Origin of the sequence: Micromonospora sp. AP08 (assembly GCF_008085935.1) — a bacterium.
Classification (GTDB): domain Bacteria; phylum Actinomycetota; class Actinomycetes; order Mycobacteriales; family Micromonosporaceae; genus Micromonospora; species Micromonospora chersina.
This window is the reverse complement of the sequence record NZ_VSEZ01000006.1, coordinates 44,770-59,532: the sequence shown is the minus strand read 5'-3', so window position 1 is coordinate 59,532 and position 14,763 is coordinate 44,770. Positions and strand designations below refer to the sequence as shown.

Annotated in this window: 11 protein-coding genes and 1 pseudogene; 3 read left to right on the top strand and 9 right to left on the bottom strand. The window is 69.1% G+C overall.

Features of this window, described 5'->3' with window-relative positions:
- Nucleotides 1-324 precede the first annotated feature (324 nt).
- The 5 genes from FXF50_RS12200 to FXF50_RS12180 form a co-directional block, all read right to left on the bottom strand.
- The gene (locus tag FXF50_RS12200) at nucleotides 325-1,119 is read right to left on the bottom strand and encodes a hypothetical protein (protein WP_148427328.1); all 795 of its coding nucleotides are present in this window, start codon (nucleotides 1,117-1,119) and stop codon (nucleotides 325-327) included.
- Between the two features lie 369 nt (nucleotides 1,120-1,488).
- A complete protein-coding gene (locus tag FXF50_RS12195; RefSeq protein WP_148427327.1) occupies nucleotides 1,489-2,970 on the bottom strand; it encodes an MFS transporter in 1,482 nt (493 codons plus the stop codon).
- Between the two features lie 745 nt (nucleotides 2,971-3,715).
- On the bottom strand, nucleotides 3,716-4,126 hold the full coding sequence (locus FXF50_RS29545) for a hypothetical protein (protein ID WP_148427326.1): 411 nt from the start codon (nucleotides 4,124-4,126) through the stop codon (nucleotides 3,716-3,718).
- Nucleotides 4,127-5,451: 1,325 nt separating this feature from the next.
- Nucleotides 5,452-6,180, bottom strand: a complete 729-nt coding sequence (locus FXF50_RS12185) for an ALF repeat-containing protein (protein WP_148427325.1) — start codon at nucleotides 6,178-6,180, stop codon at nucleotides 5,452-5,454.
- Between the two features lie 172 nt (nucleotides 6,181-6,352).
- Complete coding sequence (locus tag FXF50_RS12180; protein ID WP_148427324.1) at nucleotides 6,353-7,081, bottom strand: hypothetical protein; 729 nt, start codon at nucleotides 7,079-7,081, stop codon at nucleotides 6,353-6,355.
- Nucleotides 7,082-7,201: 120 nt separating this feature from the next.
- Between FXF50_RS12180 and FXF50_RS12175 the strand changes: the two genes are divergently transcribed.
- Complete coding sequence (locus tag FXF50_RS12175) at nucleotides 7,202-8,050, top strand: hypothetical protein (RefSeq protein ID WP_187399637.1); 849 nt, start codon at nucleotides 7,202-7,204, stop codon at nucleotides 8,048-8,050.
- Nucleotides 8,051-8,598: 548 nt separating this feature from the next.
- The gene (locus FXF50_RS12165) at nucleotides 8,599-9,135 is read left to right on the top strand and encodes a GrpB family protein (protein ID WP_148427322.1); all 537 of its coding nucleotides are present in this window, start codon (nucleotides 8,599-8,601) and stop codon (nucleotides 9,133-9,135) included.
- A 58-nt stretch (nucleotides 9,136-9,193) separates the two neighbouring features.
- Here FXF50_RS12165 and FXF50_RS12160 read toward each other — a convergent pair whose 3' ends face one another.
- From FXF50_RS12160 to FXF50_RS29830, 4 genes and pseudogenes are all read right to left on the bottom strand, one after another.
- The gene (locus FXF50_RS12160; protein ID WP_187399636.1) at nucleotides 9,194-9,865 is read right to left on the bottom strand and encodes an ElyC/SanA/YdcF family protein; all 672 of its coding nucleotides are present in this window, start codon (nucleotides 9,863-9,865) and stop codon (nucleotides 9,194-9,196) included.
- A gap of 14 nt (nucleotides 9,866-9,879) precedes the next feature.
- Nucleotides 9,880-10,467: an N-acetyltransferase gene (locus FXF50_RS12155; RefSeq protein WP_148427321.1), complete on the bottom strand. Its 588-nt coding sequence runs from the start codon at nucleotides 10,465-10,467 to the stop codon at nucleotides 9,880-9,882.
- A 365-nt stretch (nucleotides 10,468-10,832) separates the two neighbouring features.
- Nucleotides 10,833-11,282, bottom strand: a pseudogene (locus FXF50_RS29835) (SRPBCC family protein); the annotation flags it as partial.
- A 139-nt stretch (nucleotides 11,283-11,421) separates the two neighbouring features.
- Entirely contained in the window at nucleotides 11,422-12,318 is an 897-nt protein-coding gene (locus tag FXF50_RS29830) for an SAP domain-containing protein (RefSeq protein WP_255510005.1), read from the bottom strand.
- Nucleotides 12,319-12,643: 325 nt separating this feature from the next.
- Between FXF50_RS29830 and FXF50_RS12140 the strand changes: the two genes are divergently transcribed.
- Nucleotides 12,644-14,749, top strand: a complete 2,106-nt coding sequence (locus FXF50_RS12140) for an acyltransferase family protein (RefSeq protein ID WP_255510004.1) — start codon at nucleotides 12,644-12,646, stop codon at nucleotides 14,747-14,749.
- Nucleotides 14,750-14,763: the final 14 nt, after the last annotated feature.

The window sequence follows — 14,763 nt, the reverse complement described above, 5'->3', positions numbered from 1 at the left end:
GGCGGCGGCTGACCCGACTATGCCTCCGCTGGCTCGTTTCCTGCTGCTCGCCCCAGACTTGTATGGGCCGACTGTCAGGGAGCCTGGGCGGTACGAGTAGGCAAGGAGCTGGTGACAGCAACAGTGACAGCAACGGGTTGGCACAAGGACGGCCTCCGGCTGCCGGGCGCGGAAAGTCGCCCGAGATCGCGTACGCAGTCGGATGCCAACACGCGAAGCGCCCAGAACTTACAAGCGAGGGGTCTAGCGCAATCCACTCGAGGGGGTCAGCTTGTCGACCGTCGACCGAGGCAGCACATGGGCCTGTCGCCCTGCCTGGACCGTCTACGGCCACTTGGACGTGAGTCGGCAAGCCTCCTCGACTAGGTCCTGTCGGGTCAGGGGCCCGCCGTACATCGAATCGGCGACCCGCTCGATGAAACCGATGAAGTCTTGGTCCGCTGGCTGCGGCAGGTCGCATTGGTGGGAAGCGGTCGCGCGGAGTGCTGAGGTCCAACGACGGCAGACCCGTGTACCGGCGTCCCATCCCCGTTGCCAGGCCCAATACCAGTCGAGTTCTTGATGATCGAAGAGTGCGTCGATGTCCTCGCCCGCTGGCAGCCCGAGTGCGTCTGCGAGGTCGTAGAACAGCTCCGGGTACTCCGACTCATGGAGCGTGGCCCGGACGCGGTGTGGGGAAGCGTCGAGACCAGCCGCGGTGGCCCAGGTGGCCAGGTCTGCCGCCAGCGCCGGCAGATCCGGTGGCGACGGATCGACGCCGACGGGCAGTCGCAGTGTGTTGAAGCGGTGGTGGTCGAAGCCGCACTTGCCGTCACTGTCCTCGACAACATGCGACGAGAAGGACCGGCCGTCAGGTACAGCGCCGACCAGCTGGACACACGACGTGTCGGAGACGAAGGCGGCCAGCACCGGTGCGCCGGTGACGGCGGCCAGGTCAGCTGGTCCGGCACCAACTGTCGGCCACTGGTGGGGCATGGGTGGTGCCATGTCGAGCAGTTGCCAACCGCCCCCCCGTTCCTCCAGGTGCCGCCACATCGAGCCAAACGCCGACCTGACCTGCGGCAGATGGACTAGTAGGGGCTCGGAGCGGGCTAGGACCAGGGAGCCGAATGTGCTCACGGCGGCAGCCTACCGATGGGCCCGACGGAGGTTCCTGCCTGACTTCGGCAGATGACAACGGGGGAGCCTAGCGGTAGGTCAACACGGCAGCTCCGCACCCGAGTTGTAGAACGGGTCAAGAAGGGGGCAACAGTTCAACGCCAAGGAGCACGCCTCGCGGCCTGAGGCAGCCAGGAGGCAGCAGGAGCATCGGCTGCAACCGGCACCAGGCGACAAGAGTCAGTAAAGATGCGATGTTAAGGCCTATAGAACCGCGTCCGACGACATTGAGCGGCGGTTCGCACCCGCGTTCGGGACGAAGAGCTCAAGCGTCGCCGGCTAGACCCCGTTGACTGGGCATGACATCCATAGACATCGAGATCGCAGAAGCTAGTGGCGCGCCGGACGGGCCGGGACTGGGACGTTATCAGCGGGCACCTCGGCTGGTTCCCGCGCGGTGCCGAGGTCGGCCGGGCGTGGGGTCACCCGCCGTAGCAGCAGGGCGAGGCCGGCGATGGCCACGCAGGCCACTGCCAGGCCGTAGAAGTACGGCTGCCCAGCACCGTTGCCCAGCGCAAAGCCGGTGAGCGCCGGAGCCAGGATCGGGCCGACTTGGTTGGAGAGACTGAAGATGGCGTTGTACCGGCCGCGCAGGCGCTCCGGCGCCAGATCGTTGATCAGCGCCGGCAGCGTCGGCGACAGGGTGGCCTCACCGAGGGCGAAGATGCCCAGGGAGGCGATCTGCATCAGGTCGCGGGTGAGACCGTGCAGGCCGAGCGTGGTCGGCAGGATCAGCACCAGCCACGCTGCGGCGAAGAAGAGCGCTGCCCGGGCTGCGCCGCCCCAGCGCGATCGCTCGCGGGCGAGCCTGATCGCGGGGAGCTGCGCGAACAGCAGCACGGTGATGTTGAGGACGAACGCGAAGCCCACGACGCGGGTGCTGCCGCCGCCGTCGCCGGTGACCCACGCCGCGAACGCGGAGTTGGTTTGCGACAGCGCGAATACCATCAACATGCTGTTGACCAGCAGCGCGCCAAGCAGGGTCCGGTCGCGCAGCACCTGGCGGTAGCCGATCCGCTGCCCGTGTGGGGTTGGCTCCTTGCCTGTGGCAACCGCCGGCGAGGGGGCCAGCACCGGCCGCAGGGCGATCAGGGCCACGGCGAACAGCAGGTAGGACGACGCGTCGGCGAGCAGGATTGCCACGTACGGGCCCGGCCTCGCTGAGACGGTCACAAAACCGGAGATCAGCGCACCAGCGCCGAACGCCACGTTGGCGCTCATGTACCGCAGGGCGAAGACCGATCCGCGCTCGGCCGGCGCGACAAGGTGGGTCAGTAGTGTGGCGAACCCGTTCCACATCAGGCCGCTGGCGAAGCCGTAGACGACTGCGGCGAGGATCGCCGTCGGCACGGTGGTGGCCAGCGTGTAGGCGGAGATGCCTATGGCGGCGACCAGCAGGCCGGCGATGAAGGCCCGGAGGGAACCGACCCGGTCGATCAACGGGCCGGTCAGCGGCGTGGTGATGATGCCGGCGACGCCCACGATTCCCAGGATCATGCCTGCCGTGGGCAGGGTGAACCCGCGGACTTGATGCAGGTAGACGATCAGGAACGGCATCGTGAGACCGCTACCTAGACACGCGAGCATGTTGACGCCCAGCACCAGCCATGCGTTGCGGCCCAGTGGAGGGAGCCACGAAGATTGACGATCGGTCACTCTGTTCACATCCCCGTCGTCGCGCCGTCTCCCCTTGCCGCCGATGAGTTCTCCGGCCCCGCCTTCCGACTGCTCGAGGAACCACACGTATTCATGCCTCCGGTTCAAGGCCATCAAACCCTCGTCGAGCGGTTCGATGCCGGCGCCGGTCATCATGGCGTACGTGTTACGGCGGTCGATATCTGCGCAGGCCTGTGGCGCCGTCTCACCGCCCGGCTTGGTAGAGGCAACCGATGTGCTCGATCGCCACCACCAAGGTCTGAAGGTCGAGCAGCCAAACAAGCAGCCAAGCCAGCGATCGTCGGCGGACGAGGGCGGACCGGGACACCAGGACTGGCACGAGGCCCAGGTCGTGGACCAGTGCTGGGGGACCGACTCGTAATGCGTAGGTCGACGGTTCGATTCCGTCAGGCGGCTCGGTGAAGAAGCCCAGGTCAATGACCTGGGCTTCGCCGTTTCCCGAGGTCGACAAGGCCGCCGCTGGCGGTGCCAGTCCGCAAATAGTCCGCATCCCCCGCCGCGACCGCCTCGTCAAGGCGGCCCGCACGCGGGCCGCGCCGGCCGGCCAGGCTGACGGACGACAACATCTTGAAGACCTCCGGGCTCCGCCCCGAACCCCGGCCCTCCTCAGAGATCGGCCGCGGATTTCCTCGCCGGGCACCACAAGGGCTACCGGGGAGCCTGGAAGGTCCACAACTGCCGACGAGGAGATCCGCCTACTTAGCTTCAGTCTCTCACGCAGCCATATATGCCCTTCCGCGCAAGTCAACAGGACTATCGCAGCAGAATTGGCCTGTCAGCCTGAACTTGAACCGATCCTACGGCTGCTTTGCGCCCCTACCTTGGCTGCCGTCGTTCAGGGGCGTGCCAGGAATGCGGCACGCCCCTGAAGGCGACGAGTCTAGGTCCTTATGGAGCCCGTTGTTAGGGTAAAGTTCGTGCTTCCGGCACCCTTGACAATCAACTTTCCATAGAAGGTGTCAGTTGAACTGTAGTCGGGGTACGTGACTGCGCAGAACTCGGTGGAGGAAGTCTTCAAATCTGTGGCTACACGTGCCTTCTCAGCGCCATTCAGGTAGAGAACGCAAACCAGCGTGCCGGTGAAGTACTTGTCAACCTGGCATCCCCAGCCGCCGAATACCTCGACCCTGCCTGCGGTCGTGGTGTCGCTTACGTGGACCTGAGCGTCGCAGGTGCCGTAGAAGTTGTCTCGACCGGTGCTAGCCGAAGCCGCTTGCGCCGACGAGGGTGTGAAGCCGCCAACGACAACACAGGCGACGGCTACGGCTGCTAGTAGCCGGCGGAGATTCATGAGGTGAGCCCCCCAGTAGTCAGGGTGACCCCGGTGGACCCGCCCAGCACCCTAAGCCTCAGAGTCGACTTCCACGTCTGGCTGCCACTGGGGTCGGTTACCGCACACTCTGCATGCATCGTGGACTGCATGCTGAAAGAGTGCGCATCCTCGCATACCTTCACCCCGTTCTTGTAGAGGGTGACCGAGATGTCACCGGTCAACAACACATTTTGCGGGCAGACGAAGCCGGTAAACCCTTCTACTTTGCCGCTCGTAGTCGTGTCGCTGGTCCAGACTGAGGCGTCGCAGTCTTTCCCGTTGAAGTTGTTGCGAGTCGCGACGACGTCAGCAGCGCTAGCTGGCGTTGCTGAGAGCAGTGCTCCTAGCGCTACTGCACTCCCGATCACCGATGCTGCGCGGAAAGTCCTTCGCATGCCCTCTCCCATCCCAATCGATGTGGTGGAGCACGACCATACATTGAGATCGGTCTCCACGTTGCCCCAAGGATGGTCGTTGAGGAAATCTTGAGGCTTGATGTAGCGAGCTGGTGGAGACCGAGCTTCCAGAAGGTGCTGGCGGCCAGGTCTCGCTTGCAACGCAAGCGGTGCCGCAGCCGACTGCGGAATGCCTGATCGAACTCCACCGGACGGTCGAGGTAACCACGTGAGGTGCCATTAGCGTGCCCTTGGTGAAGGACAGCAGGCAATCGAGGCGACAAGGGACTGCCGAGACCGGCCCTCCATCGGTAACTTGCCGAGTTAGCACTTCTTGGCCCGACAGTCGGCCGGTGACCCCGTGCCCCTCGCGTGCCCGTTCGGCTGGACAACGGCGGTCATCAGCAGACAGTCCCTGAACGCGGCGGCCAGCGTGGCGAGGCAGGTCAAGCCAAGTCGCTGCTGAACGACGTTCGTCCGTGTCCACACTTCCTAAACCGTGTGCCGGTCCGGACACATGGCGAGCCGCCGGCAGGCCGGCGGTCCGCATCTGGTCCGCAAGAGGCCGACGGATGGCGAGGGAGTGGTGAGAAATGTCGAGAGGTGTTTCCGCTGGTAGGGGCCTGGTTGTGCAGGTCGCCGGGAGGCCCATCTTGATCTCGTAATGCGTAGGTCGATGGTTCGATTCCGTCAGGCGGCTCGGCGCAGAAGCCCAGGTCAACGACCTGGGCTTCGCCGTTTCTCAAGGTCGATCACGTCCCCGCCGGACGTGCCGGCGGCTCGTCGGCCCACATACGTTGCGGCTGCTTCCGAAACTGGCAGCACGCCTTAGGCCGCGACGAACCGCGCCAAGCGCAGCGCCGATCGCGCCCAGCCCGACGAAGCATCGGGCCGGGCGCGTCGAGCGGGCTATGCCACGAAGCGGGAACGGCGTCGGCGTCCGATCAGGTAGCCAGCGCCGCCGAGGAGCAGAAGCGCACCGCCGATGCCGGCCACGGTCGCGGTGTCGTCACCGGTGACGGGCAGCCCACCGCCCTCGCCGCCGGGGGCGCCCAGGCTGGTGGAGGAAGTAGGAGCCGGTGCGATGGTCGTCGTGGCGCTGGGCGTGGGGCTCGGCGTCGCTGTGGGCTGGGACGTCGGCGTCGCTGTGGGCTGAGACGCGCAATCGAGCGCACGTGCGGCGTACAGGCCGTTGTTCAGGTAAGCCAGGTAGGCGTCGACGGTCCCGTCATCGAGGGCTTTCTGGGCGGCCGCCTTCACGTTGGTGCCAGCGCCGGTCAATGTCCGGACCACCGTGACGCGCAGGGCCGTTGACCAGGCGGTCTGCAAGTCCGCCTTGAGGAATGCGCGCAGATCATCCGCGGTGCCGTCCAGGCGCTCCTGAATGGCGTCTGGCAGAACGGGTAACGAGTCGGTGTTTGCCGCGGCCAGGATCTGGTTCGCCAACACCCGCACCTCCACATTGGTGGCGGTGTCAAGGTCGATGGTGACAAGCTCGCGGATGTCCTTGTACACCTTGCGCTCGACCGTTTGGCAGGCCTCGTTCAGCACGGGCGGTTCGGTTTGAGCCATCGCCGGCCCCGCCGGAACCAGGAAGGCCAGTGCCATCAGGACGCCAGCCGGTAGCTTCCATCGCATGTAGATTTTCCTCCCCGTGCAGGCCAAAACGTGGCGATATTACCGTCGCTCACACCAAGTCGTTGCCCCATCCGTGACCCGCCTCGCGTCGAGGCTTGGGATCAGGGGGTCAGCGGTCCGCATCCAGTCCGCAGGAGGCCGGCGGACAGGGAGGGAGTGTGCGAGGTGGGCATCAGACGGCGGCCAGAGCCGCGAGAAGCCGCCGGTATTCGGCCTGGCTGCCGATGGCCGCCCGGTGTTCGGGATGACCGACGTAGTGCCGGATCGCGGCGGCGAGGAACCTGGCGTCGACGCTGTCCGTGCGCAGCGCGTTCCAGCTCCACGAAAGGCCACGCCGCCTCACGAGCAGAGGCTCCGCGAAGGTCATCCGGAGCCGCGACGGGCGGTCCGCCCTCGGGGCAACATGAGCGGTCGGGAGGGCCTCCCACGGCACAGTGAGCGAGCCGAGCACCCAGCGATGCCGTATGCCGTCGGGCCGTAGCTGCACCTCGTGCCCTCGCCACGCCTCCACGACCAGCAGCGCGACCAGCGCCAGCCAGGAGATCGTGAAGCCCAGGTCGAGCGTCGACACCATGCCCTCCCTGGCTGAGCGCACCAGGGCGCCGACGCTGGCCGAGGCAGGACCGAGGAAGCCCAGGGCGAAGAACACCTTCCACGCCGGCGCCGGGGTGGCGAAGGCCGGCACCTGCGGGAGCGCCATGAGGCTGGCCGGCCGGATCGCCATGGCGATGACCGACAGGACCAGGACGGCCAGGGTGAGCAGGAGAAGCGGGGTGAACAGCACTTGTCCGAGGGAGGAGGCGAACCCGACCGCAGCAACGTTCACGCCCGCCACCAGCAGACCAAGCAGCAGAACGACGTGCCGATGGCGCGCCGTGGCGGCGGAAACCTTGCTGATCATGTCCGTGACGATAGGGCCCACGGTCCATGGGGCGGGGTCCCACAACGGGGGGCACGTGTGGTGGCCGATGCTCGCGTACGCTCCGCTTCTGCGCGTCCCGCGGGAAGGTGAAGGCGGCTGATGAGATCCGACGAGGAACTGCCCGACCTGATGGTCGGCGGCGACCTGCTGACCGGGCACCCTCCCGCTGACCGGCCACGCCGCCACGGGCGGGTCACCCTCACGGTCGCGGCCGCCGCCATCGGGCTGGCGCTCGTCGGCAGCTTCGTCCTCCGGCAACAGCGCGCAACCGATCCGGTGGCGCCCCGGCAGGTGTCGGCGCGGGAGACACCGGCGGAGCCGCCCTCGACCCTGGCCTGGCTGTCGGCGCTGGTCGCCCGCGACGGCACGTCCGTCACGGTGTACGCCGGGACGAGCGCCGAGTGCGAGGAACTCGTGCAGCCCCGGGCGGCGGTGGCCGAGCAGGACGGCACGCGGGTGGTCATCGCGGTGAAGGCGCGCGTCGGCCGTGCGACCGACTGCACCACGAGCGGCGCAGCCGTTCCCCTCGTGGTGCCGCTGCCGCAGCCTCTCGGCGACCGGGTGCTGCGCGACGCCGCCACCGCAGTCCCGCCACCGACGTACTTCGAACGCGATCTTCCCGGGTTGAGCAGCGACAAGCGGTGGAGCCCGCACCCAGGCCAGTGGGCGTCCACCGAGGACGGCTGGTTTCAGGGCTACAACGGTCCGGGAGGCTTGGGTCTCCTTGCGGCTGCCCGTCCTACGGCCGAAGCGAGTCGACCGGCCACCGTCGGGACCCTCACGATCGGCGGGCGCAAGGGCGTCATCACCGGTGGGGCGGGAGACTCATGGACGCTGTGGTGGGCTGCCGGGGAGGTCACCTATTCGCTCCGGCTGACGCCGACGGAGGGCAGCACCGTCAGCCTCATGCAGTTCAAGCGGGAAATGAGCAGGTTGAACTGGAACTGAGGACGGATGCACCGCCCAGGGCGGGCGGTGCCGGCTCACGTAGTCGTGGGCACGGGGGAGCGGATCCTGCCAGTAGTCGCCGGGCATGCGGGAGTGGTGCGTCGCGCAGAACCCAGCGAGGTCGTCGGTGATCGTCACGCTTTCCAGCGGGCGGCCTTCGAACTCGGTGTTCACCGCGAGCAGTTGCGGCTCGGGGTTCCAGCCCGAGTGGTCGAACGCCCAGCCGTTCCAGGTCGCGTAGACGTGGAAGACCTGCCATTCGCCGGCCGGACGCACGCCGGCGATCTCGATGGGGCGATCAGGGTAGGAGCCCCGGCAGACCCAGGCCAGGATGTGGCACGCTCCGGCCGCGAAGAAGGCCTGGTCCGTCCGTTCCCATGCCACACGCTGATCTGATCGTTCGATCGGCGTCCGACGGAACGCTCCCGCTGCTTCGGCTGCCACAGACCGGACGCTAGCGGAACCCGACCGCTCGCGGGTGCCGGTGCCGCCGCCACGAGGGAGGCTACGGGCACCGGTACGCCGACAACCGACGCTACGGTGACGAGGTGAAGGACGTTGCGCGCGTGGTCGAGGTGGTGGCCTACGACCCGGCGTGGCCGGAGCGCTTCACGGCTGCACAGCGGCTGTTGGTGGGCGCACTGCCCACGGCGGTGAGCATCGAGCACATCGGCTCCACCAGCGTCCCCGGCTTGGCGGCCAAGCCGATCATCGACCTCCAGGCGGTGGTGCCCGACGTCGAAGTGGTGCTCGCCGACCTCCGGCCCCTGGAGCAACTCGGGTACGTCTACCGCCCGCTGGTCTTTCCCGACGACGACCAGCACCTGTTCTTCGCCAAGGACACCGCCGGAAGGCGGACCGAGCACCTGCACGTCTTCGGCGTCGCCTCGCCGGTGCCGGCGGAGAACCGGCTCTTCCGCGCCTACATCGCTGCCGACGCCGATGCCGCGCGCCGCTACGAGGCGGCGAAGCGGCATGCGGCCGAACGGCATCCCGACAGCCGAGCGCGGTACGGCGCCGCAAAGGAGGAGGCGATGCGGCAACTGGCAGCCGAAGCCCGCCTCTGGGGCGGCTCGGCCGGGTAACGGCCGCCAGAGAGCCAGAGCCAGAGAGCTGAGGCCGGGCGGGCGGCAGAGCCTCCCGTCACCGGGCGGGATCCGGCCCGACCAGGAGGGCCCTGTGCCGGCTCCACAGCCACCGCAGGTACGCCTGCAGCTCCGCCGGCGTGGCGACCCACCCTTCCTCCATGTAGGCCAGGATCCGCCTGGCTTCCCCGGGCACCAGGTCGTAGGCGGTCGCTCCGGTCTCGGGGACGGGTGTGTCCGGGGAGACGGCCACGGGGAGCGGGATGATCGGCAGCCGCATGCCACGCCGGGTGAAGGTCTTGAGGACCGTGAGGTAGACGCGGGCCAGGTGGTAGGGCGAGACGGTGAGCGCGAGGCTCCTGATGCCGCAGGCCTGGACCTGGTCGACGACCCAGGCGGCCTGCAGGCCGGTGTTCGGTGCCGGCTCGGCCTGGACGTGGACTCCCTCGACACGACGGAGGCCGAGGCTCCGCAGCTGGTCGAGCGTGACCTCCGCGTAGGTCCTCTCGGCCGGGTTCCCGTTCGCCACCAGGAGATGGCGCAGCTTCGGGTTCGCCTCCCAGGCGCGGATCGCGTGGGTGAGGCGCCATTCCTCGCCCTGACCGGTGGCCACGACGAGTGCCTCGACGTGGTCGGCGGCTGACTGGGGCAGCGTGAGGATCACCGTGAGGGCTTTCAGCAGCTCCAGAAACTGGCCGGTGCTGCAACCAAAGAAATCCTCCTCACGCACGATCCGAGAGGAATTCACCAGTCTCCCTGCTGCATGATCCAGGTCGGCAGGGGTTCGGGGACCTCGCGTACCACCTGCCAGCCGGCCCGGCGGTAGACCTCGACGTTGGCCGGGTTGCTGGTCTCCAGGACCGCCGGCAGCCCGTCCGCCGCCGCCCGGGTCAGCCCGGCCCGCATGACGGCGTGGCCCCAGCGGCGCCCGGCGCTGTCGGGGTGGGTGCCGAGCACGCCGAGGTACCAGAACGGGCCGGCCGGCAGCGCGGCGTGCACGGCCGCGTCGTAGGCGTGGACCCGGGCCAGCGCGTCGGCGGGCAGCTGGGCGGCGAGCGGGTCGGCCGGCCGCGGCTCCGGCGGGACGGGTGGTTCCCAGATCGCCACGGAGGCACCCCGACCGATCGTCCAGATCGTTTCCCGGTGGACCCGCTTGTCGAAGAGGTGCCCGAAGAAGGCGGCGGCGTGCCGGGGGTAGCTGGCCGGGTGGGGGAAGAGGTGGGTCAGGACTGGGTCGGTGGCGAACGCCGCGACCAGCGAGTCGACGACCCGCGCGCGGTCCGCCGGGGTGGCGACGGTGATCTCCGGTGTGCGTCGTTCGAGGTCGGTCACGGGCGGTAACGATACGCCGAACGAAGCGAGCCCGGCGGGCGCGGCGCGGGGGCCGGCCCACCGGGCTCACTCCGGCAGGGAGGTGAAAGGTCCTACACGTTGCGGCGCGGGTCCGCCGGGTCGGGCGGGAACACGCCGGTCCGCTGCGTGGGGACGTCGGTCACCACGTACTCCGTCTCGGTCGGAGGCGTGGGCTCCTCGTCACCCTCCGAGCGGTGCTTGGCCACGGCGGCGGCTCCGGCCACGGCCGCGCCCGCGGCGACCGCGCCGGCCGCGACCGCCTTGCCGGAGACGCCGGCCTTGCCGTCGTCACCGCGGGAGGACGCGGCGTGCTCCACGCCGGGCGTGCCGAGGGTGCGGCCCTCGTCAACGGTGCCGCGCCAGGCGCCGGTCTCCGCGCCCCGGCCCTCGATGTACGACTTGAACTTCTCCAGGTCGGCTTCGGCCCGCTTCTCGACGATGTGCAGCTTGTCGCCGGCCTTCTCGACCAGCCCCTCCGGCTCGTACTCGAGGGAGAGCCGGACCTGGGTGCGGTCGGTGCCGATCGGCTGGAAGTAGACCGCGCCGGCGTTGGTGGCGCCGCTGGTGGCGGCCCAGGCGACCTTGCGGTCCGGCACCTGTTCCAGGACCTTGGCGTCCCATTCGCGCTTCACACCCGCGATCTCGGCGACCCAGTGCATCCGCCGGTCGTCGAGCTGGCGGACCTCCTGCACGCCACCCATGAACCGCGGGAACTCCTCGAACTGGGTCCACTGGTTGTAGGCGGTGCTGACGGGCACGTCGACTTCGATGGACTTCTCGACCTTCGTGGTCATGGGCACTCCTTGTCGTTCAGTCGTCGGTACTGAAATCCGTACCCCAGGAGGCCCGGGCTAACCAGGACGGCGCCGATTCGACGGACATGCCGGAGGCCCGGGTCGACGCGCCGACCCGGGCCTCCGGACGATCGGGGGCTCAGCCGTCCTCGCGGTCCGGGCTCTCCAGCCGGAAGAAGTTGCTCTGCTTCCCGTCGGAGCGTTCCTCCTGGTAGATGAAGTTGAGGCGCCGCTCGTCGAAGGTGCGGAACCACTCCTCCCAGCTGATCTCACGCAGCCGCTGCTCGCGACCGTTGCTGGGGAAGTCGAAGCGCAGCACCCCGGCGTGGCCGTCGTGCTCGGTGCCGTCCACGGTGGTCGGTACGCCCTTGCGGGCCTCCGCCCAGCGCCGGATCACCTCGTGGTCGGTGGTGACCAGGCTGCGGCCGGGCCGCTCCGGCTCGTCGTCGACCGAGGTGACCTCCTGGGCGTACTTGATCGACTTCGAGTTCTGCGGCCCCTTGCGGACGCCGCCGCCACCGCCGCTACGGGAGGAGGACGCGCCGGAGTCGTCGGTCAGGCGCTTCACCAGCGCCTTGACCAGCTCGGCCTTCTGCATGTCGGCGGTGCCGGCGACGCCCCGGGCGCGAAGCCGGCTGCGCAGCTCGTCGACCTTCAGCCGGGCGATCTCGCTCTCGTTGACGTCCGGCGTGTTGGGGGTCTGGTTGCCCGGCGGGTTCGCCGACGACGAGGTGGTCTTCTTCGCGGACGAGCCCGAGCGGGACGAGCCGGAGCCGGACGAGCCGCCCGCGCGGGCGGACGTGCCCTTCTTGGCGCCATCCTTCATGGCCTTCACGAGGGCCTTGACCAGGTCGTCCTTGCGCATGTCGGCGGTGCCGGTCACACCGCGGCGGCGCAGCCGGTCGCGGAGCTGGTCGACCTTCAGTCGGGCGATCTCGCTCTCGTTGATGTCGGGGGTGTTCGGGGTCTGATTGCCCGGCGGGTTCGTGGTCGCGGTCGAGCCGCTGCCGCGCCCGGAGCCGTTCTTCGTGGGCATCGCACATCATCCTTCCTCGACCCGGTACCAGGAGGTGTCCGGCGTCGCGTGTTCGCGGTGGGCCGTCCCCGAATCAGTACCCTCAGCCGCCCGTCCAAACGTCCGTCGCTCGGCCGCCGCCGCTTTCACGGGTGCCTCCAGGGGCGGCTGTGGCCGCGGGCAAGCGTGATTGCCCACCCGCCTGACCAGCCGCTACTGTTCCCGAGGCTGAAATTTCCCAAGCTCGAGGATCGTGATGACTTCCCCGGAGTTGACGACGGTTGCCGCTTCGGGAAGTTCCCAGATCGAGAAGTCGACCCCGGCGGGCCCCGACACCCTCCCGGGCGTGGCCGCCGGGCCGGAGCCGCGCCGGGAACCGAGCCGGTTCCGCGCCGACGTCGCCGGGCTTCGCGCCGTGGCCGTCGGGCTGGTGTTGCTCTACCACGCCGGCCTGCCGTTCCTCCCGGGTGGCTTCGTCGGGGTCGACGTCTTCTTCGTGATCTCCGGTTTCCTCATCACCGGGCAGCTCCTCAGCGAGATCGACCGCACCGGCCGCATCTCGCTGGTGGGGTTCTACGCGCGGCGGGCCAAGAGGATCCTGCCCGCCGCGACGGTGGTGCTGGTGGCCACCGCCGTGGCGGCCCGGCTGCTTGTTCCCCGGAGCCAGTGGCAGGAGATCGGCGGCGACATCGCCGCCGCGGCGACCTACGTGGTGAACTGGCGTTTCGCCGACCGCGCGGTCGACTACCTGGCCGCGGACGCCCCGCCCTCGCCGGTCCAGCACTTCTGGTCGCTCGCCGTGGAGGAGCAGTTCTACCTGGTCTGGCCCCTGCTGATCATCCTCGCGATCCTCGCGGCGAGGAGGCTCCGGCGGGCCAGTGTGCGGCCGGTCCTGTGGGTCGGTCTCGCGGTCCTGGCGGTGCCGTCGTTCGCCTGGTCGATCGTCGAGACGGCGGCCTCGCCGCAGCGTGCGTTCTTCGTGTCCACGACGCGGTTGTGGGAGCTCGCGGTCGGTGCGGGCGTCGCCCTGGTCGCGGCCGGCGCCGCGCGCCTGCCCCGGGCGCCGGCCGTCGTCCTCGGGTGGCTCGGTCTCGCCGCGATCGTGACGGCGGCGCTGCTGATGACGAAGGAGACGGCGTGGCCCGGGTACGCTGCCGCGCTGCCCACACTCGGCGCCGCCGCCGTGATCGCGGCCGGGGCCGCGGCGGGCCCCCGCGGCCCGGTCCTGGTGCTCGGCACGCGCCCGTTCCGGTGGGTCGGTGACCTGTCGTACTCCCTGTACCTGTGGCACTGGCCGATGCTGATCGTCGCCGGCGCGTACTGGGGCGGCCTCTCGGTGGAGCGCGGCCTGCTGGTGGCGCTCGCCTCGCTGCTTCCTGCCTGGATCACCTTCCGGCTCGTGGAGAACCCGCTGCGGTACTCGCGGGCGATTTCGCGGTCGCCGCGTCTCGCGTTGAGCCTCGGTGGCAACTTCACCCTGGCCGGGATCTGCGCCGGCCTCGCCCTGGTCCTGACCGCCGCGTTGGCGGCCAGCGCGACGCCGAGCGGCGTCGGCCGGTACGCGCCCGGCGCCGCGCTGCTGTCGACCACGCCCGGCACCGCCCCGATCGGCCCGGTCCCGGAGCGGTTCGACTTCATCTCGCCGGATCCCCTGCGGTTCACCCAGGGCTTCCTCGACGTGCCGGACACCAACCGGGACAGGTGCTTCCAGCAGATCGTGGGCGCCGAGGTCCTGTCCTGCACCTACGGCAATCCGAACGGGGCCACGACGGTGGCCCTGGTGGGCGACTCGAAGATGGACCAGTGGCTGCCGGCGTTCCAGGTGCTCGCCGCGCAGAACGACTGGAAGCTGGTCATCCACGTCAAGGCGTCCTGCCCGTTCACCGGCGCCCGTGTCCTCATGGCCGATGGTTCGAAGAAGCTCTACACCGACTGCATGGAGTGGAACAAGACGCTGCTGCGCGGACTGATCGAGGAACGGCCCGACTACGTGGTCACCTCGCAGTCGGCGGGGAGCGCCGTCGACGCCGCGGGCAAGCGGTCGGTCGACGCGATGGTCGCGGGCGTGCGGTCCTCGTGGAAGGCGCTCGACTCCGTGGGCACGAAGGTCGTCGTCCTCGCCAACAACCCCCATCCCGGCTCGGGGATCGTGCAGTGCGCCGACAGGAACCGGGACCACCTGTCGGCCTGCGCGTTCGACCGCGAGCGCCACGACGAGGACCCCGCGTTCCAGATGCAGCGGAAGGCGGTGGCCGGGATGCCCGCTGTCAAGATGATCGACCTGTTCGACGCCATCTGCCCGACCGAGCGTTGCCCGGTGGCGTTCGGCAACGTCCTCGTCTACCGCGGGGGTTCGCACATCGGCGCGACCTACGCCAGGACCACGGCCCCGCACCTCGCCCGGGCGTTGTCGGACGCCGGCGTGCCGACGCGCTTCTCCCCGGTGAGCTGATCGCCGCCGCGGCG

Coding starts and splice junctions, on each gene's coding strand:
- FXF50_RS12195 (WP_148427327.1), bottom strand. CDS start 2,970: ATGATGACCGGCGCCGGCATCGAACCGCTCGACGAGGGTTTGATGGCC.
- FXF50_RS29545 (WP_148427326.1), bottom strand. CDS start 4,126: ATGAATCTCCGCCGGCTACTAGCAGCCGTAGCCGTCGCCTGTGTTGTC.
- FXF50_RS12185 (WP_148427325.1), bottom strand. CDS start 6,180: ATGCGATGGAAGCTACCGGCTGGCGTCCTGATGGCACTGGCCTTCCTG.
- FXF50_RS12180 (WP_148427324.1), bottom strand. CDS start 7,081: ATGATCAGCAAGGTTTCCGCCGCCACGGCGCGCCATCGGCACGTCGTT.
- FXF50_RS12175 (WP_187399637.1), top strand. CDS start 7,202: ATGAGATCCGACGAGGAACTGCCCGACCTGATGGTCGGCGGCGACCTG.
- FXF50_RS29830 (WP_255510005.1), bottom strand. CDS start 12,318: ATGCCCACGAAGAACGGCTCCGGGCGCGGCAGCGGCTCGACCGCGACC.